This window comes from Micromonospora sp. WMMA1923 (assembly GCF_049179195.1).
GTDB lineage: Bacteria > Actinomycetota > Actinomycetes > Mycobacteriales > Micromonosporaceae > Micromonospora > Micromonospora yangpuensis.
On sequence record NZ_JBMHLZ010000001.1, the window covers coordinates 1718750 to 1744948 of the forward strand.

General features: G+C 71.9%; 29 protein-coding genes. 19 read left to right on the plus strand and 10 right to left on the minus strand.

The annotated features are described in order from the left end of the window. Positions 1-27: 27 nt before the first annotated feature. The 8 genes from ACN28G_RS07795 to ACN28G_RS07830 form a co-directional block, all read right to left on the minus strand. Positions 28-771, minus strand: a complete 744-nt coding sequence (locus ACN28G_RS07795) for an amino acid ABC transporter ATP-binding protein (protein ID WP_421478784.1) — start codon at positions 769-771, stop codon at positions 28-30. Positions 772-773: 2 nt separating this feature from the next. After that, on the minus strand, positions 774-1619 hold the full coding sequence (locus ACN28G_RS07800) for an amino acid ABC transporter permease (protein WP_091436654.1): 846 nt from the start codon (positions 1617-1619) through the stop codon (positions 774-776). Continuing rightward, on the minus strand, positions 1616-2479 hold the full coding sequence (locus tag ACN28G_RS07805) for an ABC transporter substrate-binding protein (RefSeq protein WP_421478785.1): 864 nt from the start codon (positions 2477-2479) through the stop codon (positions 1616-1618). The genes ACN28G_RS07800 and ACN28G_RS07805 overlap by 4 nt, the downstream gene beginning before the upstream one ends. A gap of 166 nt (positions 2480-2645) precedes the next feature. Further along, complete coding sequence (locus tag ACN28G_RS07810) at positions 2646-3635, minus strand: zinc-dependent alcohol dehydrogenase family protein (protein ID WP_091436656.1); 990 nt, start codon at positions 3633-3635, stop codon at positions 2646-2648. Further along, complete coding sequence (locus ACN28G_RS07815) at positions 3632-4510, minus strand: carbohydrate ABC transporter permease (RefSeq protein WP_091436657.1); 879 nt, start codon at positions 4508-4510, stop codon at positions 3632-3634. Before ACN28G_RS07815 ends, ACN28G_RS07810 begins: the two co-directional genes overlap by 4 nt. Beyond that, positions 4507-5442, minus strand: a complete 936-nt coding sequence (locus ACN28G_RS07820; protein WP_421478786.1) for a carbohydrate ABC transporter permease — start codon at positions 5440-5442, stop codon at positions 4507-4509. Before ACN28G_RS07820 ends, ACN28G_RS07815 begins: the two co-directional genes overlap by 4 nt. Before the next feature lie 57 nt (positions 5443-5499). Further along, entirely contained in the window at positions 5500-6804 is a 1305-nt protein-coding gene (locus ACN28G_RS07825; protein WP_421478787.1) for an ABC transporter substrate-binding protein, read from the minus strand. Between the two features lie 116 nt (positions 6805-6920). Continuing rightward, on the minus strand, positions 6921-7682 hold the full coding sequence (locus ACN28G_RS07830) for a DeoR/GlpR family DNA-binding transcription regulator (protein WP_217628791.1): 762 nt from the start codon (positions 7680-7682) through the stop codon (positions 6921-6923). Positions 7683-7963: 281 nt separating this feature from the next. On the opposite strand from ACN28G_RS07830, the gene ACN28G_RS07835 reads away from it, so the two are divergent. From ACN28G_RS07835 to pheT, 10 genes are all read left to right on the plus strand, one after another. Beyond that, positions 7964-8227: a phosphoribosyl-ATP diphosphatase gene (locus ACN28G_RS07835; RefSeq protein WP_091436660.1), complete on the plus strand. Its 264-nt coding sequence runs from the start codon at positions 7964-7966 to the stop codon at positions 8225-8227. A gap of 45 nt (positions 8228-8272) precedes the next feature. After that, positions 8273-9118 carry an ATP phosphoribosyltransferase gene (gene hisG / locus ACN28G_RS07840; RefSeq protein ID WP_091436661.1) on the plus strand — a complete coding sequence of 282 codons (846 nt, stop codon included), beginning with the start codon at positions 8273-8275 and terminating at the stop codon, positions 9116-9118. Beyond that, on the plus strand, positions 9115-10101 hold the full coding sequence (locus ACN28G_RS07845) for a DMT family transporter (protein ID WP_421478788.1): 987 nt from the start codon (positions 9115-9117) through the stop codon (positions 10099-10101). The genes hisG and ACN28G_RS07845 overlap by 4 nt, the downstream gene beginning before the upstream one ends. A gap of 11 nt (positions 10102-10112) precedes the next feature. Beyond that, on the plus strand, positions 10113-10559 hold the full coding sequence (locus ACN28G_RS07850) for a PH domain-containing protein (RefSeq protein ID WP_091436663.1): 447 nt from the start codon (positions 10113-10115) through the stop codon (positions 10557-10559). A gap of 338 nt (positions 10560-10897) precedes the next feature. Further along, positions 10898-11548 carry a translation initiation factor IF-3 gene (gene infC, locus ACN28G_RS07855; RefSeq protein WP_091436664.1) on the plus strand — a complete coding sequence of 217 codons (651 nt, stop codon included), beginning with the start codon at positions 10898-10900 and terminating at the stop codon, positions 11546-11548. Between the two features lie 18 nt (positions 11549-11566). After that, on the plus strand, positions 11567-11761 hold the full coding sequence (gene rpmI / locus ACN28G_RS07860) for a 50S ribosomal protein L35 (protein WP_091436665.1): 195 nt from the start codon (positions 11567-11569) through the stop codon (positions 11759-11761). A 33-nt stretch (positions 11762-11794) separates the two neighbouring features. Beyond that, on the plus strand, positions 11795-12187 hold the full coding sequence (gene rplT / locus ACN28G_RS07865; RefSeq protein WP_091436666.1) for a 50S ribosomal protein L20: 393 nt from the start codon (positions 11795-11797) through the stop codon (positions 12185-12187). A 29-nt stretch (positions 12188-12216) separates the two neighbouring features. Next, complete coding sequence (locus tag ACN28G_RS07870) at positions 12217-13062, plus strand: TrmH family RNA methyltransferase (protein WP_421478789.1); 846 nt, start codon at positions 12217-12219, stop codon at positions 13060-13062. 262 nt (positions 13063-13324) lie between these two features. Next, positions 13325-14392, plus strand: a complete 1068-nt coding sequence (gene pheS, locus ACN28G_RS07875; RefSeq protein WP_091436668.1) for a phenylalanine--tRNA ligase subunit alpha — start codon at positions 13325-13327, stop codon at positions 14390-14392. A gap of 39 nt (positions 14393-14431) precedes the next feature. Continuing rightward, positions 14432-17002 carry a phenylalanine--tRNA ligase subunit beta gene (gene pheT, locus ACN28G_RS07880; RefSeq protein WP_421478790.1) on the plus strand — a complete coding sequence of 857 codons (2571 nt, stop codon included), beginning with the start codon at positions 14432-14434 and terminating at the stop codon, positions 17000-17002. A gap of 51 nt (positions 17003-17053) precedes the next feature. On the opposite strand, the gene ACN28G_RS07885 is transcribed toward pheT, so the two are convergent. Both ACN28G_RS07885 and ACN28G_RS07890 read right to left on the minus strand, forming a co-directional pair. Next, entirely contained in the window at positions 17054-17242 is a 189-nt protein-coding gene (locus ACN28G_RS07885; RefSeq protein WP_421478791.1) for a hypothetical protein, read from the minus strand. 2 nt (positions 17243-17244) lie between these two features. Then, entirely contained in the window at positions 17245-18435 is a 1191-nt protein-coding gene (locus ACN28G_RS07890; RefSeq protein ID WP_421478792.1) for a helix-turn-helix domain-containing protein, read from the minus strand. Positions 18436-18733: 298 nt separating this feature from the next. On the opposite strand from ACN28G_RS07890, the gene ACN28G_RS07895 reads away from it, so the two are divergent. The 9 genes from ACN28G_RS07895 to ACN28G_RS07935 all read left to right on the plus strand — a co-directional run bounded on the left by ACN28G_RS07895 (position 18734) and on the right by ACN28G_RS07935 (position 26185). Continuing rightward, complete coding sequence (locus tag ACN28G_RS07895) at positions 18734-19573, plus strand: helix-turn-helix domain-containing protein (RefSeq protein WP_421478793.1); 840 nt, start codon at positions 18734-18736, stop codon at positions 19571-19573. Then, on the plus strand, positions 19570-19764 hold the full coding sequence (locus tag ACN28G_RS07900) for a DUF397 domain-containing protein (RefSeq protein WP_421478794.1): 195 nt from the start codon (positions 19570-19572) through the stop codon (positions 19762-19764). Before ACN28G_RS07895 ends, ACN28G_RS07900 begins: the two co-directional genes overlap by 4 nt. A gap of 43 nt (positions 19765-19807) precedes the next feature. Next, positions 19808-20071, plus strand: coding sequence for a winged helix-turn-helix domain-containing protein (locus ACN28G_RS07905; protein ID WP_421478795.1), 264 nt, complete (start codon positions 19808-19810; stop codon positions 20069-20071). A gap of 160 nt (positions 20072-20231) precedes the next feature. Next, positions 20232-21236, plus strand: a complete 1005-nt coding sequence (argC, locus tag ACN28G_RS07910; protein ID WP_421478796.1) for an N-acetyl-gamma-glutamyl-phosphate reductase — start codon at positions 20232-20234, stop codon at positions 21234-21236. 121 nt (positions 21237-21357) lie between these two features. Beyond that, on the plus strand, positions 21358-22530 hold the full coding sequence (gene argJ, locus ACN28G_RS07915; protein WP_091436675.1) for a bifunctional glutamate N-acetyltransferase/amino-acid acetyltransferase ArgJ: 1173 nt from the start codon (positions 21358-21360) through the stop codon (positions 22528-22530). A 94-nt stretch (positions 22531-22624) separates the two neighbouring features. Further along, positions 22625-23539 (plus strand): acetylglutamate kinase, encoded by a 915-nt coding sequence (argB, locus tag ACN28G_RS07920; protein WP_091436676.1) that lies wholly within the window; start codon positions 22625-22627, stop codon positions 23537-23539. Next, entirely contained in the window at positions 23536-24726 is a 1191-nt protein-coding gene (locus ACN28G_RS07925; RefSeq protein WP_421478797.1) for an acetylornithine transaminase, read from the plus strand. Before argB ends, ACN28G_RS07925 begins: the two co-directional genes overlap by 4 nt. Next, a complete protein-coding gene (argF, locus tag ACN28G_RS07930) occupies positions 24723-25673 on the plus strand; it encodes an ornithine carbamoyltransferase (protein ID WP_421478798.1) in 951 nt (316 codons plus the stop codon). The genes ACN28G_RS07925 and argF overlap by 4 nt, the downstream gene beginning before the upstream one ends. Further along, entirely contained in the window at positions 25670-26185 is a 516-nt protein-coding gene (locus tag ACN28G_RS07935) for an arginine repressor (protein WP_091436679.1), read from the plus strand. The genes argF and ACN28G_RS07935 overlap by 4 nt, the downstream gene beginning before the upstream one ends. Positions 26186-26199 lie beyond the last annotated feature (14 nt).

Sequence of the window (26199 nt, forward strand, 5' to 3'; positions counted from 1 at the left end):
CGGCACGCCGGGAACGGCCGGTCACGGTCAGAGGCGGCCGGCTTCGATGATGCGGGCCAGGAACTGGCGGGTGCGGGGTTGGGTCGGGGCGCCGAAGAGCTGCTGCGGCGCTCCGGTCTCGATCACCCGGCCGCCGTCCAGGAAACAGACCTGGTCGGCGACGTCGCGGGCGAAGGTCATCTCGTGGGTGGCCAGCACCATCGTCGTGCCGTCGGCCTTGAGGTCGCGGATCAGGGCCAACACCTCGCCGACCAGCTCCGGGTCCAGCGCCGAGGTGACCTCGTCGAGCAGAAGCAGCCGGGGGTTGTTGGACAGCGCCCGGACGATCGCCACCCGCTGCTGCTGGCCGCCGGAGAGCCGGTCCGGGTACGCCCCGGCCCGGTCACCCAACCCCACCCGGTCGAGCAGTTCCCGGGCGTGCGCCTCCGCCTGCGCCCGGCTGCGGCCGTGCACCCGGCGCGGGGCGAGCGTGACGTTGTCCAGCACGCTCAGGTGCGGAAAGAGGTTGTACGCCTGGAAGACCAGGCCGATGCGGCGGCGTACCCGGTCGGGGTCGACGCCGGGGGCGGAGATCTCCTCGCCGTCCAGCTCGATGGTGCCGTCGTCGAGGTCGTCCAGCAGGTTGACGCAGCGCAGCAGGGTCGACTTGCCCGAACCGGAGGCCCCGATCAGCGCCACCACCTCGTGTTCGGCCACGGTCAGGTCGAGCTGGTCGAGGACGACCTGCCCGCCGAAGACCTTGCGTAGCCCTCGACACCGCAACAACGCCACGGTCAACCTCCGGACTGGCGGCGGGCGGCCCGCAGGGTCACCCGGTCGGTGACCGCGATCAGCGGGACGGCGAGCAGGACGAAGAGCACCCCGGCCACGACGTACGGGGTGTAGTTGAAGGTCTGGGCGGTGGCGATCTGCGCGGCGCGTACCGCGTCGATCGGGCCGGCCAGACTGACCAGCCCGACGTCCTTCTGCAGCGCGACCACGTCGTTGAGCAGCGGCGGCGCGACCCGGCGGACGGCCTGCGGCAGCACCACGTGCCGCATGGTCTGCCGGTGGGTCAGCCCCAGCGAGCGGGCCGCGGCGAGTTGGCTCGGGTGCACCGACTCGATGCCGGCGCGGAACACCTCGGCCAGGTACCCGCCGTAGGTGAGCACCAGGGCCAGCCCGCCGAGCACCAGCACCGGCGGCATGCCCTGCAACCGCAGACCGGGTGCGCCGAGGGTGAGCAGGTAGAGCACGATGATCAACGGCAGGCCCCGGAAGGTGTACGTGTAGCCGGCGGCCAGGGCTCGGACCGGGAAGAGCACCGGGCCGCGCAGGGTGCGCAGGACCGCGACGAGCAGCCCGAGTCCGAGCGCGCCGAGGGCACAGCAGACCAGCAGCCGGACGTTGAGCCAGAGCCCGGTGAGCACCGCCGGCAACGCGTCGCGGGCGATCGTCGGGTCCAGGAACGACTCGCGTACCCGCGGCCAGCCGGGCGCGCCGGTGACCGCGACCGCCAGCAGCGTGCCGATCGCCGCCGTGGAGGCGGCGGCGACCAGCACGCTGAGCACGCTCTGCCGACGCCGGTACGCGTCGCGGGCCCGCTGGGCAGGCGACGGCAGGTGGGTCACGTCGCTCATGTGATGTCGGGTGCCCCGGCCTCCTCGGTGAGCCACCGCTGTTCCAGCTGCTTGAGGAAGCCCTCGTTGGTGAGCTGCCCGACGGCCCCGCTGACACAGCCGGTCAGCGGCGAGTCACGGTCCAGCAGCAGGCCGAAGACCTCGGGGGAGCCGACCTGGGGCAGTTGCCCGACGACCACCGCGTCCTTGATCTCCGTGCCGGTGATGTAGAACGCCGTGGGCAGGTCGACCACCAGCCCGTCGAGCTGGCCGTTCTGCAGGGCCTTCTTGGCGTCGTCGTTGCTGTTGTAGACAAGCGGCCTGACCTTCGGCTGGATCAGGTCGGTGATCGCCTGGTAGCTGGTGGTGCCGACCTGGGCGCCGAGTTTGGCGTTCTTGAGGTCGGCCAGCGACCGCTTGCCGGCGATCTTGGAGGACTTCAGCGCGATCACGGTCTGCCGGACCAGGTAGTACGGTGCGGAGAAGTCGACCGCCTGCTTGCGCTCCTCGGTGATGGAGAACTGGTTGATGTCGAAGTCGAACTCCTTGGGCCCCGGCGCGATGGCGCTGTCGAACTTGACCCGGGTCCAGGTGACGTCCTCGCGGGCGTACCCGAGTTTCGCAGCCACCGCGTAGGCCACGGCGGACTCGAAGCCCTCGCCGCTGTCGGGCTTGTCGTCGACGAACCACGGCGGGTACGCCGGCTGGTCGGTGGCGATGGTGAGCTTGCCGGGGGTACGGGTCGCCAGGTTCTCCTTGGTGCACGACGCGGAGGCGGCGGGGCCGGGAGTGCTGGTGGGCTGCTGCGGGGAGCAGGCGGTCACCGAGAGGACGACGGCACCGGCGAGGGTCAGCGCGACTGTTCGTGGAGTGCGGGCCATGGCCGACAGCGTAGAGGCATCCCTCGATGTCGTCGACGATCTTCCCACCATGTTGGTGGGAAACGCCGAACCGGTGATCCGTCGATATGTCGGACGGCCGGGGGCCGGCCCGCCGTCGACGGCTCGACGACGGGCCGGCGGTGGGACCGCCGGCTGACCGGGACCGTCAGCCGGTGATCTGGATCTTGCGGCCGATGCCGGCCCGGAACTGGGCCATCGCCTCGGCGTACCTGTCCAGCGGGAAGCGGTGGCTGATGAACACCTGCGGGTCGATCACCCCGGCGGTGAACAGGTCGCCGGCCCGCTCGAAGCTGTGCAGCACCGCCATCGACCCGGTGACGGTGATCTCCTTGTTGTAGATCCGGTACGGCTCGATGCCGGCCCGGGTCCGGTACTCGGAGACGCCGAACTGCAGGAAGGTGCCGGCCGGGGCGACCCGGCCGAGACCGTCCTCGATGGCCGCCTGGACACCCGTGCAGTCGATCACCACGTCCCAGCCGCGCGGGCGGTCCAGCTCCTCGGCGCTGGCCGCCGAGGCCGTGCAACCCAACTGCACCGCGGTGGCCAGCCGGTCGGCGTTCAGGTCCACCATGCTCACCGTCGCCGCCCCGCACCGCTTGGCCAGCTCCATCATCATCAGCCCCATGGTGCCGGCGCCGTAGATCAGGTAGTGGTCGGCGAGCCGCCGGGGCAGCACGTCGAAGCCGCGTACCGCGCAGGAGAGCGGCTCGATCAGGGCGGCGTCGGCAGGTGCCACCGACTCCGGCAGGGTGACGCAGTTGCGCACCGGGGCCAGGGCGTACTCGGCGGCCCCGCCGGAGACGGTGACCCCGATGGCGTTCCACCGTTCGCAGAGGTTGCCCCGGCCCCGCCGGCACTGGTAGCACTCCATGCAGTGCAGCGACGGGTCCACCGCGACCGGGTCACCGACGCGTACCTCGGTGACGTCCCGGCCGACCGCGGCCACCGTGCCGGCGAACTCGTGGCCCGGCACGATCGGGTACGCGGGCGCGAACTCACCGTCCATGATGTGCAGGTCGGTGCCGCAGATGCCGCTGCCGGCGACCTGCACGACGACGTCGCGGGGGCCGGGCGTGGGGTCCGGCACGGACTCGACGCTGATCTGCCCGGGTGTGACGATGACTGCTGCCTTCACTTGACGGCTCCCATTGAAAGTCCTCTGACCAGTTGCTTCTGGGCGATCCAGCCGGCCAGCACGACCGGCAGCGACACGATGGTCGCCGCCGCGCAGAGCCGGGCCAGGAACAGCCCCTCGGAGGTGATGAAGCCGACCAGGAAGATCGGCGAGGTGCCGGCCCGGGTGGCGGTCAGGTTGACCGCGAAGAAGAACTCGTTCCAGCTGAAGATGAAGCAGATCAGTGCGGTGGCGGCCAGGCCGGGCGCGACGATCGGCAGCAGGATCCGCCGGATGGTGACCAGCAGGCTGGCGCCGTCCATCGCCGCCGCCTCGATCAGCGCCGTCGGCACCTCCAGCAGGAACGAACGCATCATCCACACCGCGAGCGGCAGGTTCATGGCGGTGTAGAGCACCACCATGGTCCAGATGTTGTCCAACATGCCCACCTGCTTGACCAGCAGGTAGATCGGCAGCAGCGCGGCGACCACCGGCAGCATCTTGGTGCTGATGAAGAAGAACAGCACGTCGCGCCAGCGTTCGACCGGCCGGATCGACAGCGCGTACGCCGCCGGGGTGGCCAGCACCAGCACCAGCAGGGTGGAGACCACGCTGGCCGTCATCGAGTTGAGCAGGTACGGGGTGATGTCCCGGTCGAAGACCTGCCGGTAGCCGTCGAGCACCGGGGTGAAGAACCAGGTGGGCGGGTTGCTGGCGGCGTCGACCTCCTGCTTGAAGCCGGTCAGCACCATCCAGAGCACCGGCAGGAAGAACAGCAGCCCGGCCAGCCAGGCCAGGGTGGTCCAGAGCGCCCCGGCCGGGTCGGTACGGCGCCGGCGCGCCCGGACGGTACGGCTCTCGGCGACTCGGCTGTCGCCGGTACGGGTGACGGTCATCGGGCGTCCTCCATCCGGAACAGGCTGGAGATCACCCGCAGTGCGAAGGTGGCCACCACGATGGTGCCGACCACCGCCACCACACCGGCCGCGGCGGCCTCGCCGTACTCGAACTTGCGGAAGGTGGTCAGGTAGATCTCGTACGGCAGGTTGGTGGTGGCCCGGCCGGGGCCGCCCTGGGTGATGGTGAAGACCGCGTCGAAGGTCTGCACCAGGTAGATCGAGCCGAGCAGGGCGCCCAGCTCCAGGTACGGCCGCAGGTAGGGCAGGGTGATCCGGGTGAAGACCTGCCAGGCCCCGGCCCCGTCGACCCGGGCGGCCTCCAGCGTCTCGGTGGACTGACCCTGCAACCCGGCCAGGATGATCAGCATCATGAACGGGGTCCACTGCCAGACCAGCGCGGTCACCACCGAGGTCATCGGGTACGCCGAGACCCAGTCGGTGCTGCCCCCGAGGATTCCGTTGATCAGGCCGTACGACGGGTTGTAGATGGCGTGCTTCCACAGCAGTGCCGCCGCCATCGGCATCACCAGGAACGGGGTGATGAGCAGGGTGCGCACGATGCCCCGGCCGGGGAACCGGCGGTCGAGCAGGAGTGCCAGGCCCAGCCCGAGCAGCACCGAGACGATCACCGACGAGGCGGTGAGCACCACCGTGTTCAGCAGGGCCGAGCGGAGCCGGTCGTCGGTCAGCACCTGACCGTAGTTGGCCAGCCCGGCGAACTCGCGGCTGCCCGGCCGCAACGCGTTCCAGCTCTGGGTGGACAGGTAGATGGTGAACAGGAACGGCAGCTGCGTCACCACGATGGCGAAGATCAGGGCGGGCAGCAGCGGGGCCCGCCGGGACCAGCGTTGGGCCGGGCCGGGGCGACGGGCGGGCGGAACGGTGCGGCGCGGTGTCGCGTCCGCACCGGTGGTGACGGTCGTGGTCATCGGGGTCCACCTCGGGACAGGGCCGGGGCCGGCCGACGGGCCGGCCCCGGCGCGCGGCTACCGGTGCCTGGCGGCGACGCCCTCGGCCAGTCGCTGGCCGTCGGCCAGGGCCTTGTCGACGGTGGTCTGGCCGGCGATCGCGGCGGAGACCTCCTGCGAGACCTTGGTGCCCAGGTCGGCGAACTCGGGGATGCCGACGAACTGCACGCCGAGGGCGGGACGGGGCTGCGCCCCCGGGTTGACCGGATCGGCCTCCTGGATGGACTTCAGGGTGATGTCGGCGAAGGACTGGGCCGACTGCCGGTACTCCGGGATCTGGTACGTGGACTGCCGCTTGCCGGCGGGTACCCGGGGCCACCCGAGCGAGCCACCGATCAGCTTCTCGTACTCCTTGCCGGTGGCCCAGGAGATGAACTTCCAGGCGGCCTCGGCGTTCTTGGTGGTCTTCGGCATCGCCAGCGCCCAGGTCCAGAGCCAGCTCGACGACTCCGTCCTGTTGACCGGCGCGTACGCGTAGCCGACCTTGCCGGCGACCGCGCTGGACGCCGGGTCCTCCAGGGTGCCGGCGGCGACGGTGGCGTCGTACCACATGGCGGCCTTGCCCTGGCCGAACGTGTTCAGGCACTCGGTGAAGCCGGCCTGCGGCGCGCCCGGTTGGCCGTGCGCCCGCAGCAGGTCGACGTAGAACTTGGTCGCCTCGGTGAACTCCGGGGCGTTGACCTTCGGCGTCCAGTCCTTCTCGAACCAGGTGCCGCCGAAGGTGTTGACCACGGTGGTCAGCGGCGCGAACAGCTCACCCCAGCCGGGCAGGCCACGCAGGCAGATGCCGGCGACGCCGGCCGGCTTGTCGTCGAGCTGGGCGGCGAACCCGGCGACCTGCTGCCAGGTCGGCCGCTCGGGCATGGTCAGCCCCTTGGCCGCGAAGAGGTCCTTGTTGTACATCAGGAACGACGACTCGCCGTAGAACGGCGCGGCGTAGAGCTTGCCGTCGGTGCCCGACAGCGAGGCGACCATCGGTTCGAGCAGGTCACCCTTGTCGTAACCGGCGTCGGCGTCGGCGTACGAGCTGAGTTCGTGCAGCCAGCCGTTCTGCGCCCAGATGGGTGCCTCGTACGCGCCGATCGTGGCCACGTCGTACTGCCCGCCCTGGGTGGCGACGTCCTGGGTCACCTTGTCGCGAAGTTCGTTCTCCGGCAGGATCGTGAACCGCACCGTGATCCCGGTGTCCTTGGTGAAGTTCTCCGCGGTGACCTTGGCCAGGTCCTCCATCTGCGGGTTGCCGACCATCAGCACGGTCAGCGTGGTGTCGTCGTCGCCGGACGAGCCGCCGCCGGCTCCGGAGCAGGCGGTCGAGACCAGCACGACCGCGAGGGCGACAGCGAGTGTGCTCCGCCATCGGCGGGGAGTTCGTGTTCTGGGCACAGCGAACCTCCGTTGGTGGGGTGGGATGGTGCGGGTGGCGGGTCGGTCGGCGGCGCTCAGACGCGCAGGACCACCGGACCGAGCAGCGAGTAGCGGTGGGCCTCGGACGCCGGCAGGGCGGTGTCGGTGACGATGGTGTCGAGGTCCGCGACGTCCCCGAAGCGGCAGAAACTGCTCGCGCCGAACTTGGTGTGCACGCCGGTGAAGACCACCCGGCGGGCCACCGCCATCACCTGGGCCTTGACCGCCGCCACGGCGGGGTCGGGGGTGGTCAGCCCGTGTTTGCGGGAGATGCCGTTGGCCCCGACGAAGGCCAGGTCGATGACGAAGCTGGCGAGCATGGTGGTGGCCCACTGGTCGACCGTGGCCAGGGTGCGGCCCCGGACCCGGCCGCCCAGCAGCAGGACGGTGACGCTCGGGCTGGCCGCGAGCGTCGCCGCGGTGTGCAGGGACGCGGTCACCACGGTCAGCGGGCGGTGGGTGGGCAGCGCCTCGGCTACCAGTTGCGGGGTGTAACCCTCGTCGATGAAGATCGACTCGGCGTCACCGAGGTGCTCCACGGCGGCGGTGGCGATCCGCCGCTTCTCCACGGTCAGCCGGGTGGTCCGGCTCTGCAGGGCCGTCTCGAAGCGCGCGGTCTCCACCGGGTACGCCCCGCCGTGCGTGCGGCGGACCAGCCCCTGTTGGGCCAGCAGACTCAGGTCGCGGCGGATGGTCTCCGGTGCGACCTCCAGGTCGACGGCGAGCTTCTGCACGTCGACGTCGCCCTGTCGACGGGCCAGCGACAGGATGTGCTGGCGGCGTTGCGCTGCGTCCACTTTGCGCCTCCCGTCGGCTGGTGTCTCTTTTGTAACACCGGCCGCTGAGGGCAACATCGATCGTTGTGCGGGGAATCTGGTGGGTTTGCTGCCCGGTTGTCGGCCCGATCGGGCGGATAAAAACGGATCTACTTCGTGCATGGTGCGTAACCTCTGCCCGATATCGCTGTCAACCCGCCCGATTGTGGCCCGCTATGCCCGCTCGGGCAGGCGCCGACCATCGGGTGGCACCGACCGGGCCCGCTGCGCGGCACCGGTGGCCGACTGGAAGAATCGCCGGCGTGAAGACGTTCGAGGAGTTGTTCGCCGAGCTGCAGGCCAAGGCCGCTGCCGGCACCCCCGGCTCGGGCACCGTCGCCGCGCTGGACAAGGGGGTGCACTTCATCGGCAAGAAGGTCGTCGAGGAGGCCGCCGAGTCGTGGATGGCGGCCGAGCACGAGGGGCCGCAGCGGGCCGCCGAGGAGATCTCACAGCTGCTCTACCAGACCCAGGTGCTGATGCTGGCGGCCGGCCTGGAGCTCAAGGACGTCTACCGACATCTGTGAGTGCCCCCAACCGTTGATCCCCGTCGATCGAAGGAGCACTCCGTCATGCTGCGTGTCGCCGTACCCAACAAGGGCACCCTGGCCGAGCCGGCCGCCCAGATGCTGCGCGAGGCCGGCTACCGCCAGCGCCGCGACCCGAAGGACCTGGTCTGCCGGGACGAGGCCAACGAGGTCGAGTTCTTCTACCTGCGCCCCAAGGACATCGCCACCTACGTCGGCTCCGGCGACCTGGACCTCGGCATCACCGGCCGGGACCTGCTTGTCGACTCCGGGGCCCCCGCCGAGGAGGTCCTCGACCTGGCCTTCGGCGGAGCCACCTTCCGCTTCGCGGCCCGCCCGGGCACCGTCGCCGACGAGAAGGAGTTGGGCGGGCACCGGATCGCCACCGCCTACCCCGGGGTGCTGCGGCGCTACCTCGACGAGCACGGGTTGACCGCCGACGTGATCCGGCTGGACGGTGCGGTGGAGAACGCCGTCCGGCTCGGTGTCGCCGACGTCGTCGCCGACGTCGTCTCCACCGGCGCCACGCTGCGCCAGGCCGGTCTGGAGATCATCGGTGAGCCGTTGCTGCGTTCCTCGGCGATCATGGTCCGGCGGATCGCCGCCACCGGGTGCCCCCCGGCCGACCAGATGCTGCGTCGCCTGCAGGGGGTGCTGGTCGCCCGGCGCTACGTGATGCTCACCTACGACGTGCCGGCCGGTCTGCTCGACCGGGCCAGCGCGCTCACCCCGGGCATCGAGTCCCCGACGGTCTCCCCGCTGCACCGCGAGGGCTGGGTGGCGGTGCAGGCGATGGTCAAGCGCGACGACGTGCACCGGATGATGGACGAGCTGTACGACCTGGGCGCCCGGGCGATCCTGGTGACCAACCTGCACGCCTGCCGGCTGTGAGGCGACCGCCGACCGCGGTGGCGTTGACCGTCGCCGTGCTCGGTGGGGTGGCCGCCGCCGGGCAGGGCACGATCAACGCCGAGCTCGGCCAGCAGGCCGGCCACCCGGTGCTCGGCGCGGTGGTCAACAACCTGGGCGGCACCCTGCTGTTGTTGGTGGGGCTGCTGGCCCTGCCGTCGATGCGCGCCGGGCTGGCGGCGCTGCGGCGTACCCGGCCGCCCTGGTGGACGTACCTGGGTGGGTTGGGCGGCGCGACGATCGTGGTGATCGTCACCTACGCCGTGCCGGTGCTCGGGATCGCCGTGTTCACCATCGCCCAGGTCGCCGGCGGCAGCCTCGGCGGGCTCGCGGTGGACCGGGCCGGGTTGGCCCCGATCGGGCGGATCGGGCTGACCGGTCCCCGCGTCGCCGGGGCCGTGTTGGCGGTGGGCGCGGTCGCGTTGGCCCAGGTCGGCCGACCGCTCGGTGAGCTGGCCGGCACGGTGGTGCTGCTGGTGGTCGTCGGTGGCGCGGTGGTGTCGCTGCAGGCCGCCCTCAACGGTCGGCTCGCCGTGGCCAGCACCACCACCGCGAGCGCCCTGGTCAACTTCGCGGTGGGCACCGTCGTGGTGCTGGCCGTCGCGCTGGCCGTCGGTGCCACCACCGGGGCGGCGGGCTGGCCGCCGGTCTGGTACCTCTACACCGGCGGGCTGCTCGGGGTGTGCATCGTGGTCGCCCTGCTGGTCGGGGTGCACGCCGTCGGGGTGCTGCGGGCCGGTCTGGCCGTGGTCACCGGTCAGCTCACCGGTGCCCTGCTGCTGGACCTGCTGCTGCCCGGCGGGGAGGGGCTGCGGTGGCCGGTGCTGGTCGGCGCGGCCCTGACCCTGGCAGCGGTGCTGGTCTCCGGCGGTCGGCCCGGCCGGCGGCGGCCCGGTGGCCCCCGACACCCGGTCTCGGTGGCCTCCGAAGCGCGCCCGGGCGGCGATGGCAGACTGGTGGGGTGAGTGGATCAGAGATGGTGACCCTGCGACCCCGCCGTATCCGGGTGGTCTGCTGGGGCTCGGCGATCGCGCTGGTCCTGGTGTTCAGTCTGATCGCGACCTCGTTGCAGGGTCCGACCGGTGACGGTTACGGCACCTTCCAGCGCGGCGACCAGTTCGCCATGGTCGGCCTGGGGGTGCTCGGCGCCCTCGCGATCCTGCTCTTCACCCGGCCCCGGGTGCAGGCGGACGCCTGGGGTGTGCGGGTGCGCAACCTGATCGGCTCCTACGAGCTGCCCTGGGAGGTCGTCCGTGGGGTCCGGTTCGACCGGGGCGCGCCCTGGGCCAGCCTGGAGCTGCACGACGACGACCTGCTGCCGATGGTCGCCCTGCAGGCCGCCGACAAGGACCTGGCCGTCGAGGGGGTACGCGCGCTGCGCCGCCTGCACCAGGCCCACCACGCCACCCCGGCCCGCCCCTGACCGGCGCGCCCCGGTTGGGGCAGGTCCGGGTGGCCGTGTAGAGTGACGGAGTCGACCAGGCTGTCCGACGCTCGATCACACGTGGTTGAGTGCTGACAGCCTCGAAGCGGAGCGCCTGCTCCCACCCGTGTCACCGACTTCAGGTGGTCGGGTCCGGTCACCGGTTCCGGGGGCGACCCTGGTCCGGATGCACGATCCTGTGATCGTGCCGACCGGTCGAGCGGGCCCTGGCATGCGCCGGGGCCTTCTGCTTTCCGGGCGGCTCCCACCCGGGAGCCCACGGAGTCGGTCACCCGTAGGAACGGACTCGAGGAGGCCCCATCAGCGTCGAACCACGCGTGAACGAGCAGATCCGGGCACGTGAGGTCCGACTGGTCGGCCCCGAGGGTGAGCAGGTGGGCATCGTCCCACTGGAGCGCGCCCTTCAGCTGGCCGCGGACGTCGATCTGGACCTGGTCGAGGTTGCGCCTATGGCCCGCCCGCCGGTGTGCAAGCTCATGGACTTCGGCAAGTTCAAGTACGAGAGCGCACTCAAGGCCCGCGAGGCACGGCGTAACCAGCAGCAGACCGTCATCAAGGAGATGAAGCTCCGGCCGAAGATCGACCCGCACGATTACGAGACCAAGAAGGGTCACGTGGTGCGGTTCCTCAAGGCCGGCGACAAGGTCAAGGTGACGATCATGTTCCGCGGTCGCGAGCAGAGTCGCCCGGAGCTGGGTTACCGGCTCCTGCGTCGACTCGAGTCCGAGATCACGGAGCTGGGATACGTCGAGGCCGCCCCGAAGCAGGACGGCCGAAACATGATCATGGTTCTCGCACCGCACCGGGCCGTCAAGGCCTCCGCGGTCGCCGCGACGGCGTCCCGTGGCGGCCCTCGCGACCGGGCCGCGGAGGATTCCGCAGCACCGGCGGCTGGCGAGACCCCGGCGGCCGGCGAGACCGCAGTAGCCGGCGAGACCGGCACGACCGCCGACACCAGCGGTCAGTAACAGGGAGAAGACGTTCCAATGCCGAAGATGAAGAGCCACACGGGTATGGGCAAGCGGGTCAAGGTGACCGGCAAGGGCAAGATCGTTGCCCAGCAGGCCGGGCTGCGCCACAACCTGGAGAAGAAGGCCTCCACCCGGACCCGCCGGTTGACCGGCACGGTCGAGCTGGCCAAGGCTGACGTCAAGCGCATCAAGAAGCTGCTCGGCCGCTGACGCGCGCCACCTTTACGCACTTAAGGAGTTGAGATGGCACGCGTCAAGCGGGCTGTGAACGCCCAGAAGAAGCGCCGTACCCTGCTGGAGACCGCCAGTGGCTACCGCGGTCAGCGCTCCCGGCTGTACCGCAAGGCCAAGGAGCAGGTGCTGCACTCGATGCAGTACGCCTACCGGGACCGTCGCGACCGCAAGGGCGACTTCCGGCAGCTGTGGATCACCCGGATCAACGCCGGCGCCCGCGCCAACGGGATGACCTACAACCGGCTGATCCAGGGCCTGAAGCTGGCCGGCGTCGAGGTGGACCGCAAGATCCTCGCCGATCTCGCCGTCCACGACGCCACGGCGTTCGCCGCCATCGTCGAGGTGGCCCGCGCGGCCGTCGCCGCCGAGGGCACCGGTGGCGCCGCGGCCCAGGCCGCCTGATCCACCCGTACCAGGTCGAGGCGTCTCCCATGCGGTCACCGTCGCAGGGGAGGCGCCTTGACGTCGTACCGGACACCACGCTGTTCACCCCACGCACGCCGCGGGTGGTCGCGGCCCGTCGGCTGCACCGCCGCCGGGACCGCGACAGCGCCGGCCGGTTCCTCGCCGAGGGCCCGCAGGCGGTCCGCGAGGCCCTGGCCGTCCCCGACGTGGTCACCGAACTCTTCGGTACGCCCGGCGCGCTGGAACGCCACGCCGACCTGACCGGGCTGGCCACCGTCGCCGGGGTGCCGGTCTCCCCGGTCACCGACGAGGCGCTCGCCGCCCTCACCGACACCGTCGCCCCGCAGGGCCTGGTGGCGCTCTGCCGGCACCTGGACGTGCCGCTGACCCAGGCCCTGAGCGGCGCGCCCCGCCTGGTCGCGGTGCTGGCCGGGATCCGCGATCCGGGCAACGCCGGCACCGTGCTGCGTACCGCCGACGCTGCCGGGGCCCGCGCGGTGGTCTTCGCCGGCGCGGCCGTCGACCCGTACAACGGCAAGTGCGTGCGCGCCTCCGCCGGCAGCCTGTTCCACGTCGACGTGGTCCGCGCCGCCGACCCGGTCGAGGTGGTCGCCGCGCTGCGGGCCGCCGGGCTGCGGGTGCTGGCCACCACCGGGTACGGCGACACCGACCTCGACGACCTCGCCGACGCCGGTACGCTGGCCGCCCCGACCGCCTGGCTGTTCGGCTCGGAGGCGCACGGCCTGCCCGAGGAGTTGACCGCCGCCGCCGACGCCCGGGTCCGGGTGCCGCTGCACGGGCGCGCGGAGAGCCTCAACCTGGCTGCGGCAGCCGCCGTCTGCCTGTACGCTTCCGCCAGAGCACTGCGCTGACGCCACCGCGGGGTCGACCCCGCGTCCGGGGCCGGCGCGGCCACCGCCACCTCGGGTGCGCGGGCACACAGCAGGGGAGTCGGTCACGTGCGCGACGCGCCACGGCGTTCGTTTAGCCAGCCCGCCGGTGTCGGCGGGCGGCGGGCCTGACCCTTACCCCTGCTCGACTCCCCACCGGCGGGCTGCGGCACAGCCGCGCCTCCGTAGACTCGCCTAGCCGCCCGAAAGGGCCGGCACCGCCGTGAGGGAGTGCCCGTACGCCATGAGCTACCGCAACGATCCGTACGACCCGAAGCAGGTCGCCCTGCTCGACCCGGCCGCCCTGGCCGAGGCCGTCGCGGACGCCGAGAAGACGTTCGCCGACGCCGCCGACCCCGACGCGCTGACCGCGCTGCGCCCCGCGCACCTGGGCGACCGGTCGCCGGTGTCGCTGGCCCGCCGGGAGATCGGCGCGCTGCCGCCGGCGGCCAAGTCCGACGCCGGCAAACGGGTGAACGAGGCCCGCCGCGCCATCGAGGCCGCCTACGCCGCCCGCGCCGAACTGCTGGAGCGGGAGCAGGCCGCGCGGGTGCTGGTCACCGAGCGGGTCGACGTGACGCTGCCGTACGACCGGCGGCCCCGCGGAGCCCGCCACCCGGTCAGTGTCCTGATGGAACGGGTGAGCGACTTCTTCGTCGGGATGGGCTACGAGGTGGCCGAGGGGCCCGAGGTCGAGCTGGAGTGGACCAACTTCGACGCGCTCAACATCCCCGCCGACCACCCGGCCCGGGGCCTGATGGACACCTTCCACGTCGCGCCCGAGGGCTCCGGCCTGGTGTTGCGGACCCACACCTCGCCGGTGCAGGCGCGCACCATGCTCACCCGCAAGCCGCCGATCTACGTGGTGGTGCCCGGCCGGGTCTACCGCACCGACGAGTTGGACGCCACCCACGCCCCGGTCTTCCACCAGGTCGAGGGGCTGGTGGTCGACAAGGGCATCACCATGGCCCACCTGCGGGGCACCCTGGACCACTTCGCCCGCGCCATGTTCGGCGCGGACGCCAGGACCCGCTTCCGGCCGCACTACTTCCCGTTCACCGAGCCGTCGGCCGAGTTCGACGTCTGGTTCCCCGAGCACCGCAAGGGGCCGCAGTGGGTCGAGTGGGGCGGCTGCGGCATGGTCAACCCCCGGGTGCTGCGGGCCTGCGGGATCGACCCGGAGGTCTACTCCGGATTCGCCTTCGGCATGGGCATCGACCGCACCGTGATGTTCCGGCACGGGGTCGCCGACATGCGGGACATGATCGAGGGCGACGTGCGGTTCACCCGCGCGTTCGGGGCCGGGGCGTAGACGATGCGGGTACGAGTCACGGGAACGGTGAACTGAGTCATGCGAGTTTCTGTCAACTGGTTGCGGGAGTACGTCGACCTCCCCACCGACCTGTCCACCGGCGACCTGGAGCAGGCCCTGGTCGACCTCGGCATCGAGGTCGACGCCGTCACCGACCTGCGGGAGTCGGTCACCGGGTCGCTGGTGGTCGGCGAGGTCGTCGAGATCGAGGAGCTCACCGGCTTCAAGAAGCCGATCCGGTTCTGCCGGGTCGACGTCGGCGCCGCCAACGGCACCGGCGAGCCGCAGGAGATCGTCTGCGGGGCGCGCAACTTCGCCCCCGGCGACCGGGTGGTGGTCATCCTGCCCGGCGGGGTGCTGCCCGGTGACTTCGCCATCGGGGCCCGCAAGACCTACGGGCGCAACTCCCACGGGATGATCTGCTCGGCCAAGGAGCTGGGCCTCGGTGACGACCACGACGGCATCATCGTGCTGCCCGCCGACACCGCCGCCAAGCCCGGCGACGACGCCCGCCCGGTGGTCGGCCTCGACGAGGTGGTCCTTGAGCTGGAGGTCACCCCCGACCGGGGGTACGCCCTCAGCGTGCGCGGCCTGGCCCGGGAGCTGTCCCTGGCCCTCGGGGTGCCGTTCCACGACCCGGGGCTGGCCGCGGCCCCCGGCGCGACCGCCGAACCGGCGTACCCGGTGGTGGTGCGGGACACCGTCGGCTGCGACCGGTTCGCCGCCCGGCTGGTCCGCGGCGTCGACCCGACCGCGCCGACCCCCGGGTGGATGCAGCGGCGGCTCACCGTCGCCGGCATCCGCAGCATCTCGCTGCCGGTCGACATCACCAACTACGTGATGCTGGAACTGGGCCAGCCGATGCACGCCTTCGACGTCGACCGGATCACCGGGCCGCTGGTGGTCCGCCGGGCCGAGCCGGGCGAGAAGCTGACCACCCTGGACGGTGTCAGCCGGGTGCTGACCGCCGAGGACATGGTGATCTGCGACGCCGGACTGCCCAGCCCGGTCGCCGGTGACGGTGGGACGCCGATCTCACTGGCCGCGGTGATGGGCGGCGAGACCAGCGAGGTGATCGCCTCCACCACCGACGTGCTCTTCGAGGCCGCGCACTGGGACCCGGCGATGGTCGGGCGGACCGCCCGCCGGCACAAGCTGTTCAGCGAGGCCGCCAAGCGCTGGGAACGGGGCGTCGACCCGGCGCTGCCGCTGGTCGCCATCGACCGGGCGGTCCGGCTGCTCACCGAGCACGGCGGCGGCACCGCCGGCGCGGAACTTCTCGACCTCGACCACGTCGCGGCGCGTACCCCGGTGGTCCTGCCGGCGGACCTGCCCAGCCGGCGGGTCGGGGTGGACTACCCGACCGAGCGGGTGGTGACGATCCTGGAGCAGATCGGCTGCGCCGTCACTCGGGGCACCGACCGGCTCGCCGAGGACCCGGGCGACGCCGGCGTGCCGGCCGGCGGCGCTGACGTGCTCACCGTCCTCCCGCCGACCTGGCGGCCCGACCTGACCGACCCGGCCGACCTGGTCGAGGAGGTGGTCCGCCTCGACGGGTACGACCGGGTGCCGTCGGTGCTGCCCACCGCACCGCCCGGACGAGGGCTTACCTGGCCGCAGCGCCGCCGACGGTCGGTCGCCCGGTCGCTTGCCGAACAGGGCTACGTCGAGGTGCTCAGCCAACCGTTCGTCGGCCCGCAACTCGCCGACCAGCTCGGCCTGGGCGCCGACGATCCGCGTCGCCCCGCCGTCCGACTGGCCAACCCGCTGTCGGAACAGGAGCCGCAGCTGCGCACCACGCTGCTCGGCCCGCTGCTCGACGCGGTCCGCCGCAACCTCGGCCGGGGGCAGCGCGACCTCGCCCTCTACGAGATCGGCCTGGTCTTCCACCCCCGTACGGGCGCCGGCGCCCCGCCGGCCATGGGCGTGGACCGGCGGCCCACCGACGAGGAGTTCGCCGCCGCCGACGCGGTGGTGCCGGCGCAACCCCAGCACGTCGCCGTCGTGCTCACCGGCGACGTCGAACCCGTCGGCTGGTGGGGTGCCGGCCGACCGGCCGGCTGGGCCGACGCCGTCGAGGCCGGCCGGATCGTGCTGGCCGCCGCCGAGATCCCCGCCGACCGGATCGAGGTACGCGCCGCCGAGCACGCCCCCTGGCACCCGGGCCGCTGCGCCGAACTGCTCGTCGACGGCACCGTCGTCGGGTACGCCGGCGAACTGCACCCGGCGGTGCTCGCCGGCCTGGAACTGCCCCGGCGTACCTGCGCCATGGAACTGGACCTGGACGCGCTGCCGACCGCGGCAGCCGTCGCCGCGCCCACCGTCTCCGGTTTCCCGCCGGCCCTGATCGACGTGGCGGTGGTCCTCGACGACCAGGTCCCGGCGGCCAAGGTCGAGCAGGCGTTGATCGAGGGGGCGGGTGAGCTGCTGGAAAGCGCCCGCCTCTTCGACGTGTACGCCTCGGAGCAGCTGGGCGCGGGCCGACGCTCGTTGGCGTACAAGCTCACCTTCCGTGCCCCCGACCGCACCCTGACCGTCGAGGAGGCCGTCGCCGCCCGCGACGCCGCCGTGGCCCGCGCCGCCACCCTCTACGGCGCCACCCTCCGCTGACGTGTAAGGAAGGGCCCCTTGTTAACGCTTTCTGTATAGAAGGGGCCCTTTCTAACACCGCCAACGGTTGCGCTTGACGGCGGCGAGCACGTCGCGGGCGGCACTCGCCACCGCGCAGTCGGGGGTGTGGCAGCGTGGGCAGCGACCGTCGGTGCCGGGTTGATGCTCACGAAGGACCCAGCGGGCGGTGAGGGTGAGCCGGTTGAGGATCTGGGCCAGGCTGTGGAAGGGCGCGGTCATCGTCAGGCCACCCCGAGGGAGGCAGCGAGCCGCAGAACCGTGGCCGGGGCCCTCGGATGCCGGGTGACGCGTACCAGGACGTCCTGGGCGGCGGGCCGGTGCCGAAGTTCGGCGGGGGCGCACCGTTCGGCGTCGAGCAGCGTCCGGGCGGCAGTGACCGGATCCTCCACATCCAGGTACGCGCGGGCTGCGTCGACGAGGTGGGCGGCGCGGTGCTCGGTGGGTAACCATCGCCACCCGTCGCGGCGGACGGCCTCCTCGTGGCGGGCGACCGCCTCGTCCGGCGTACCCAGGTCGTGGGCGATGGTGACCCGGGCGAGCGCGACGGCGGTCGGTCCGAAGCCGGTGTGGTGATGGTCGTGGCCGTCGCCGATCTCGGCGGCCAGGTCGGCAGCCTCGTCGACCAGGGCCACGGCATGGTCGTCGTGTTGCCTGGCGACGGCGAGAGCGGCCTGTACGAGCAGGGTGCCGCAGAGCGAAAGATGCGGTGCGGCGACCGGCTCTGCGGGAAGGATCCGGTACGCGGCGGCGAGCGCCGTCGTGGCGGCGGTGCTCGCCCGGCCGGCGGCCCGCAGCACCTGACCGAGCTGCACGGTGGTGGCTGCCACCAGCAGCGGATCACCGGTGGCCACGGCCATCGCCCGGTCGGCGGCGAGCCAGGCCAGGTCGGTCTCGCCGAGCTTGACCAGCAGTGCCGTGGTCAACCGATACGTCTCGACAAGTTGCATTCGGCCGGTGACGGGTTCGTAGGGATGGCTGCGCTGGGCCCCGACGAGCAGGTCAGGCAGCAGGTCCAGCAGAGCCGGGTACTGCGCGTGTTGATAGGTGGTCCAGGCATGCGCGATGTCGCGGGACAGCCGCTCGACGCAGGGCACGTCACGGTACGCGGCTGGTCGCCCCAGGGCGATGTCGTACGTGGACAACGCGCCCTGGATGCGCTCCACGCCCTCGATGCGTGCGGCCACACCGGCGGGGCGGGTGTCGCGGCCGAGCAACACCGAACGGTCGATCCGTAACACGCTGGCGATGTCCTGCAGGGTGGAGACCTTGTTCAGCGACCGTACGCCGCGCTCGACCTTGTCCACCCAGCTCTTGGACTTGCCGAGCCGATCGGCGAAGACCTGCTGCGACATGCGCCGTCGCACCCGCCAGTACGCCACCCGCCGCCCGAGTGGCACCGCCTCACTCTCCACACCGCCACCGTCCCCCCGGTCGTGTACGGGTCGTCTCCCGCACCGGAACACGATCCGCCTCGGCCATCGAGAGGATCCGTTGCGGGGCGCCCCCATGCTTCGCCCCGTGGCTCTGCTGTCCGCTGGTTCGGCCTGCGGTGCCGTTCGTGTCGCTCACGCCTTCCTGCCCCCTGTTGTTGATCGGTGCCGAGAAGTAATAACGAGATGCTTCCACGAGACACATGCTCCAAGCAACTGTCTGGAAAGGGTGTCTGTGAGCGGGTCGTTCGCTATTCGGCCATGGCCGTACACTGCCGACGTGGCTAGTCCTACGGCTCGACGGAAGCTGGGCATCGAACTCAAGGGGTTGCGCGAGGCAGCCGGCTTGAACATCGACCAGGCGGCGACTGCCGCTGGCATTTCCGATTCGCACCTGAGCCGTATGGAGCGCGGCCGGGTCGGCGTCCGGCCCCTGACGCTCAGAGCGTTACTGCAGAGCTACGGCGCTGGTGCGGAGGACACGGATCGGCTGGCGAAGATCGCCGCAGACACGACCAGGCGCGGAGACCGGGGATGGTGGCAGCCGTACGCCGCGTCGATCTCCGAAAAGTATGCGAGTCTGATCGCCTTCGAGAGTGAGGCGACATCGATCAAGGCGTTCGGTTCGATGATCGTGCCGGGACTGCTGCAGACCGAGGACTACGCGCGCGCTTTGCTGCAGCGTGGCCCGGTTCGGCTGAAAACCGATGAGATCGCCACTCGGGTGGAGGTCCGGACCGCCCGCCAGGCGATCCTTGATCAGCCCGATCCACCGAGTTTGTGGATCATTCTGGACGAAGGGGTCGTCCGGCGTGTGGTTGGCGGCCCGGAGGTAATGCGTCGGCAGCTTCTCCATCTGGTCGACATCGCCGCCCGGCCCGACGTCGACCTGCAGGTGATTCCGTACGCAGTGGGTGCCCACGCCGGCACGCTTGGGCCTCTCGTGATACTCGGCTTCCCCGAAGGCGACGACGTCGTCTACTGCGAAACCTACGCCGGGGACCTGTATCCGGAGGCGGTAGCATCGTACGGGGATGTGTTCAACAGGTTGGCGCAAGATGCGCTGTCCGTCGACAACTCGCTCGAAATGCTGCGAGCCGCTGCGGAGGGGATGACGTGAACGGTCTGACGCGGGACTGGGCAAAGTCGACCAAGAGCAACGGCAGCGACAGTTGCGTCGAGGCCCGTGCCGGCGGCGGTGGGGTGCAGGTCCGCGACTCGAAGGATCGCAGCGGCCCCATCCTGTGTTTCGAGCGGGAGTCCTACCGCAGCTTCCTTGTTGGGCTGAAAGCCGGGGTCTTGAGTTCCTGAGCCGATCAGGCAGTCGAGCGTCACCACCGGGGCTCCAACGAGCATGCCCATACCGACTACCGGTTACCGCGAGGTGGTCGAGGACTTGGCTGCCCGGATCAAGAGTGGGGAGTATGCCCCCGGTGACCGGCTGCCGACGTACCGGGAGCTTTCCGAGCTGTATCAGGTCAGTGTGACGACGGTGCAGCGTGCCTTGATCATCCTGCAGGACCGCAGGTTGGTGGTCGGCCTGCAGGGTCGGGGGCTGTGGGTGGCCGAACGTCAGGTCGGGGAGCCCGCAGCGAGAGATGACGACCCCCGCAGGTAGGGGCAGGTGCCATGGCTGCTGTGACGCAGGGCTGGACGAAGTCGCCCAATCCAATCCAATCCAGTCCACCCGGCTGCATGCTCATACAGGGGGTTGCGTGACATTGCGGCTGTGTAACGCGGCCTGCTAATCTCCTCTGCATAGTCATGCGGAGGTGGGTATGGGCATTCGAGTCGCGGTGGCGGGAGCCAGTGGGTACGCCGGGGGTGAGCTGCTGCGCCTGATCGCCGGGCACCCCGAGTTCGACCTGGTGGCGGCGACCGCGCACCGCCAGGCCGGCCAGCCGGTCAGCGCCGTACACCCGCAGCTCGCGGGGCTGGACCTGGTCTTCGCCGGGACCGCCCCGACGACCCTGGCCGACGCGGATCTGGTCTTCCTGGCGCTGCCGCACGGTGAGTCGGCGGCGTTGGCGGCCGAGCTGCCGGAGTCGGTCCGGGTGGTCGACCTCGGCGCCGACCACCGGCTGCGCGACGGCGCGGCCTGGCAGCGTTACTACGGTGGTACGCACGCCGGTGCCTGGACCTACGGCCTGCCCGAGCTGCCGGGACAGCGGGCGGCGATCGCCGGGGCGCGGCGGGTGGCGAACACCGGCTGCTACGCGGCGGCCATCACGCTCGCGCTCGCCCCGCTGGTGGCCGCCGGTGCGGTGCAGCCCGCCGACGTGGTGGTGGTCGCCGCCTCCGGGACCTCCGGCGCGGGTCGGGCCGCCAAGGGGCACCTGCTCGGCAGCGAGGTGATGGGGGACCTGTCGCCGTACAAGGTCGGGGCGCACCAGCACGTACCGGAGATCAAGCAGGCCACCGGCGCGACCGGGCTGTCCCTCACCCCGGTTCTCGCGCCGATGCCGCGCGGCATCCTCGCCACGGTCACCGCCGTGCCGACCGCCGCCGGCACCGACCCGCGTGCGGTGCTCACCCAGGCGTACGCGGACGCGCCCTTCGTGCACGTGCTGCCCGAGGGGGCCTGGCCGCACACCGCCGCCACCCTCGGCTCTAACTCCGCCCACCTGCAGGCCACCGTCGACGTCGACTCGGGCCGGGTGATCGTGGTCAGCGCCATCGACAACCTCGGCAAGGGCGCGGCCGGGCAGGCCGTGCAGTGCGCCAACCTGATGTACGACCTGCCGGAGCAGGCCGGCCTGTCCGTCTTCGGGGTGGCACCGTGACCGGCCTCGCGCCGGTTGCCGCCGGCACCCGGACCGGACGTGCGCCGGCGGCAGGGCGCGGCACCGGAACCGGCAGCGGCACCAGCAGCGGCAGCGGCGGAACGTGGATGGAGGAGACAGCATGAGCGTCACCGCTCCTCGGGGCTTTCGGGCGGCCGGGGTGGCCGCCGGGCTGAAGTCCGGTGGTGCCCGGGACATCGCACTGGTGGTCAACGACGGCCCGGACGCGGGGGTCGCCGGGGTGTTCACCGCCAACCGGGTGAAGGCCGCCCCGGTGCGCTGGACCCAGCAGGTGGTGCACGGCGGGGTGGCCCGCGCCGTGGTGCTCAACTCCGGCGGGGCCAACGCCTGCACCGGCCCGGCCGGCTTCCAGGACACCCACGCCACTGCCGAGCACACCGCCGCCGTACTCACCTCCGCCAGTGCCCGGCTGATCGTCGGGGCCGCCGACGTGGCGGTCTGTTCGACCGGCCTGATCGGCGAGCGGCTGCCGATGGAGCGGTTGCTGCCCGGCGTACGCGCCGCCACCCGGGCGTTGGCCCGCGACGGCGGGCCGGCCGCCGCCGAGGCGATCATGACCACCGACTCCCGCCCGAAGACGACCGTGACCCGGGGCAGCGGCTGGACGGTCGGCGGCATGGCCAAGGGTGCCGGCATGCTCGCCCCCGGCATGGCCACCATGCTCTGCGTGCTCACCACCGACGCGGTGGCCGGGCCGGAGACCCTCGACGCCGCGCTGCGGGCGGCCTGCCGGGTCACCTTCGACCGGCTCGACTCCGACGGCTGCATGTCCACGAACGACACGGTGCTGCTGCTGGCCAGCGGCTCCAGCGGCATCGAGCCCACCGCTGCGGAACTCACCGAGGTGGTCACCGCGGCCTGCCGGGACCTGGCCGGGCAGTTGCTCGCCGACGCCGAGGGCGCGACCAAGGAGGTCGCCATCGAGGTGGTCGGCGCGGCCAGCGAGGACGACGCGGTGCAGGTGGGACGGGCGGTGGCCCGCAACAACCTGGTCAAGACCGCGTTGTTCGGCAACGACCCGAACTGGGGCCGCATCCTCGCCGCCGTCGGCACCACCACGGCCGTCTTCGACGCCGACGAGGTCGACGTCGCGGTCAACGGCATCTGGGTGTGCCGCGCCGGCGCCGCCGCCGAGGACCGCTCCAAGGTGGACCTGACCGGCCGGGCCGTCACCGTCCGCGTCGACCTGCACGCCGGCACCGACACCGCCACCATCTGGACCAACGACCTTTCCCACGCGTACGTCCACGAGAACTCGGCCTACTCGACGTGAACGCGAGGAACGCAGCGAAGCGGAGTCCCGCAGTCGTGAACGGAAGGCCAGTCCGGTGAACGCGAGGAACGCAGCGAAGCGGAGTCCCGCAGTCGTGAACGAAAAGCCGGCCCAGTCGAGCGCATCCCTTTCCGCTGATCTCACCCGTGCCCAGACCAAGGCGGCCACGCTGATCGAGGCGCTGCCCTGGTTGGCCGAGTTCTCCGGGGCCACCGTCGTGCTCAAGTACGGCGGCAACGCCATGGTCGACCCCGAGCTGCAACGCGCCTTCGCCGCCGACATGGTCTTCCTGCGTTACGCCGGCCTCAAACCGGTGGTGGTGCACGGTGGCGGCCCGCAGATCTCGGCGATGCTCGGTCGGCTCGGCATCGCCAGCGAGTTCCGGGGGGGCCTGCGGGTCACCACCCCCGAGGCGATGGACGTGGTCCGGATGGTGCTGGTCGGCCAGGTCGGCCGGGAGTTGGTCGGGCTGGTCAACGCGCACGGCCCGTACGCGGTCGGGCTCTCCGGTGAGGACGCCGGCCTGTTCACCGCCGTGCGCCGGCCGGCGTACGTCGACGGGTCGCCGGTCGACGTCGGGCAGGTGGGTGACGTGGAGTCGGTGGACGTCTCGGCGGTGACCGACCTGATCGCGGCCGGCCGGATCCCGGTGATCTCCACGGTCGCCCCGGACGCCGACGGGGTGCTGCACAACCTCAACGCCGACACCGCCGCCGCCGCGCTCGCCGTCGCGTTGCGGGCCCGCAAGCTGGTCGTACTGACCGACGTGCCCGGCCTGTACGCCGACTGGCCGGACACCACCAGTCTGGTCAGTGAGATCACCGCCGACGACCTGGCGAAGCTGCTGCCGTCGCTGGAGTCGGGCATGGTGCCCAAGATGGAGGCCTGCCTGCGGGCGGTGCGCGGGGGAGTGCCCGCCGCACACGTCGTCGACGGGCGGGTCGCGCACTCCACACTGCTCGAGGTGTTCACCTCGGAAGGGTTCGGAACGATGGTGATCGACTCATGAGCGCCCTGGTGGACCGGTGGCGGCAGAGCATGATGGACAACTACGGCACCCCGCCGCTGGCGCTGGTCTCCGGTGCCGGCGCCGTCGTGGTCGACGAGACCGGCCGGGAGTACGTCGACCTGGTCGGCGGGATTGCCGTCAACGCCCTCGGGCACGCCCACCCGGCGGTGGTGGCCGCCGTGTCGAAGCAGGTAGCCACGTTGGGGCACGTCTCCAACCTCTACGTCGCCGAGCCTCCGGTGGCCCTGGCCGAGCTGTTGCTGGCGTTGGCCGGCCGGCCCGGCCGGGTCTTCTTCGCCAACTCCGGTGCGGAGGCCAACGAGGCGGCGTTCAAGCTGTCCCGGCTGACCGGACGCGGCCACGTGGTGGCCACCCACGGTGGTTTCCACGGCCGGACCATGGGCGCGTTGGCGTTGACCGGCCAGCCGGCCAAGGCCGACCCGTTCCGCCCGCTGCCCGGTGAGGTCACCCACGTGCCGTACGGCGACGCGCGGGCGTTGGCCGCGGCGGTCACCGACGCCACCGCGATGGTGATCCTGGAGCCGATCCAGGGGGAGAACGGGGTGGTCGTACCGCCGGCCGGTTACCTGGCCGAGGCCCGGCGGATCACCGCCCGGCACGGCGCCCTGCTGGTGCTCGACGAGGTGCAGACCGGCATCGGCCGGACCGGGCACTGGTTCGCCCACCAGGCCGAGGGGATCGAGCCCGACGTGGTCACCCTGGCCAAGGGGCTGGGCGGGGGGCTGCCCATCGGCGCCTGCCTGGCCTTCGGCCGGGCCGCCGAGCTGCTCGGTCCCGGTTCGCACGGCACCACCTTCGGCGGCAACCCGGTCAGCTGCGCCGCCGCCCTCGCCGTGGTCTCCACCATCGCCAGCGAGGGCCTGCTCGACCACGTCAAACGGGTAGGCGAACGGCTCCGGCGTGGCATCGAGGCGCTGGGGCATCCGCTGGTCGCCGAGGTACGCGGCGCCGGGCTGCTGCTCGGTGTGGTGCTCACCGCACCGGCCTCGGGCGCGGTTACCGAGCTGCTGCGTGCCGCCGGTTTCCTGGTCAATCCGGTGCAGCCGCACGTGGTCCGGTTGGCCCCGCCGCTGATCCTGGGCACCGGGCAGGTCGACGACCTGCTCGCCGCGCTGCCCGCCGCCCTCGACGCCGCCGCCCCCGCATCTCCGGAGACGATCGCATGACCCGCCACTTCCTGCGTGACGACGACCTGACCAGCGCCGAGCAGGCCACGGTGCTCGACCTGGCGGCCCGGATGAAGGCCGACCGGTTCGGCCACCGACCGCTGGCCGGCCCCCGGTCGGTGGCGGTGCTCTTCGACAAGCAGAGCCTGCGTACCCGGATCTCGTTCGACGTCGGCATCGCCGAGTTGGGTGGACATCCGCTGGTGGTGGACACCCAGGTCACCCACTTCGGTCGGGGCGAGGCGCTGGCCGACGCCGGTGCGGTGCTGTCGCGCTACGTCGCGGCGATCGTGCTGCGCACCCACGGCGACGAGCGGATCGTGGAGGTGGCGGCGGGCGCGACCGTACCGGTGGTCAACGCGCTCACCGACGGCTTCCACCCCTGTCAGCTCCTGGCCGACCTGCTCACCGTCCGCGAACACCTCGGCGGTACGCAGGGCCGGACCCTCGCGTACGTCGGTGACGCGGCCAACAACATGGCGCAGTCGTACCTGCTGGCCGGGGCACTGGCCGGGATGCACGTACGGGTGGCCGGACCGGCCGGTTTCGGCCCCGATCCGCAGGTGCTGTCCCGGGCCGCGGAGATCGCCGCCGGCACCGGCGGGTCGGTGCGGGCCCTGACCGACCCGGTGCAGGCGGTCCAGGACGCCGACGTGGTCGCCACCGACACCTGGACCTCGATGGGCCAGGAGAGCGACGGGCTGGACCGGATCACCCCGTTCCTGCCGTACCAGGTGAACAAGGAGCTGCTCGGCCACGCCGCGGTGGATGCGATCGTGCTGCACTGCCTGCCGGCGCACCGGGGCGAGGAGATCACCGACGAGGTGTTCGACGGCCCGCAGAGCGCCGTGTTCGACCAGGCCGAGAACCGGTTGCACGCGCAGAAGGCGCTGCTGGCGTTCCTGCTGGACCCGACGATCTCGGCCGCTGACGGGCCCCGGCCGTGACCAGCCCGGTGACCCGGGCGGCCCGGCACGCCCGGATCGTCGAGCTGATCCGCGACCGGGCGGTGCGCTCGCAGACCGAACTGGCCGACCTGCTCGCCGGGGACGGCGTGGCGGTCACCCAGGCCACCCTCTCCCGGGACCTCAAGGAGCTGGGCGCGGTCACCGCCCGGGGCGGCGACGGCCGTCCGGTGTACGTCATCCCCGAGGACGGCCACCGGCCGCTGCGCGACGCCGAGGCCGCACCGGCCCGGCTGGTCCGGCTGCTGCGGGAGCTGCTCAACGAGGTCGACTCCAGCGGCAACATCGCGGTGCTACGTACCCCGCCGGGCGCGGCACACTACCTGGCCAGCGCGCTGGACCGGGCCGGTCTGCCGGACGTGGTCGGCACCATCGCCGGCGACGACACCATTCTGGTGGTGGCCCGGGAGAGCGTCGGCGGGGCCGCGCTCGGCGACAAGCTCGCCGGCTGGGCCCGGCGGGAGGACAGCGCGGAAGGACACCCCGCGACGTGACCGAGATCATCGCC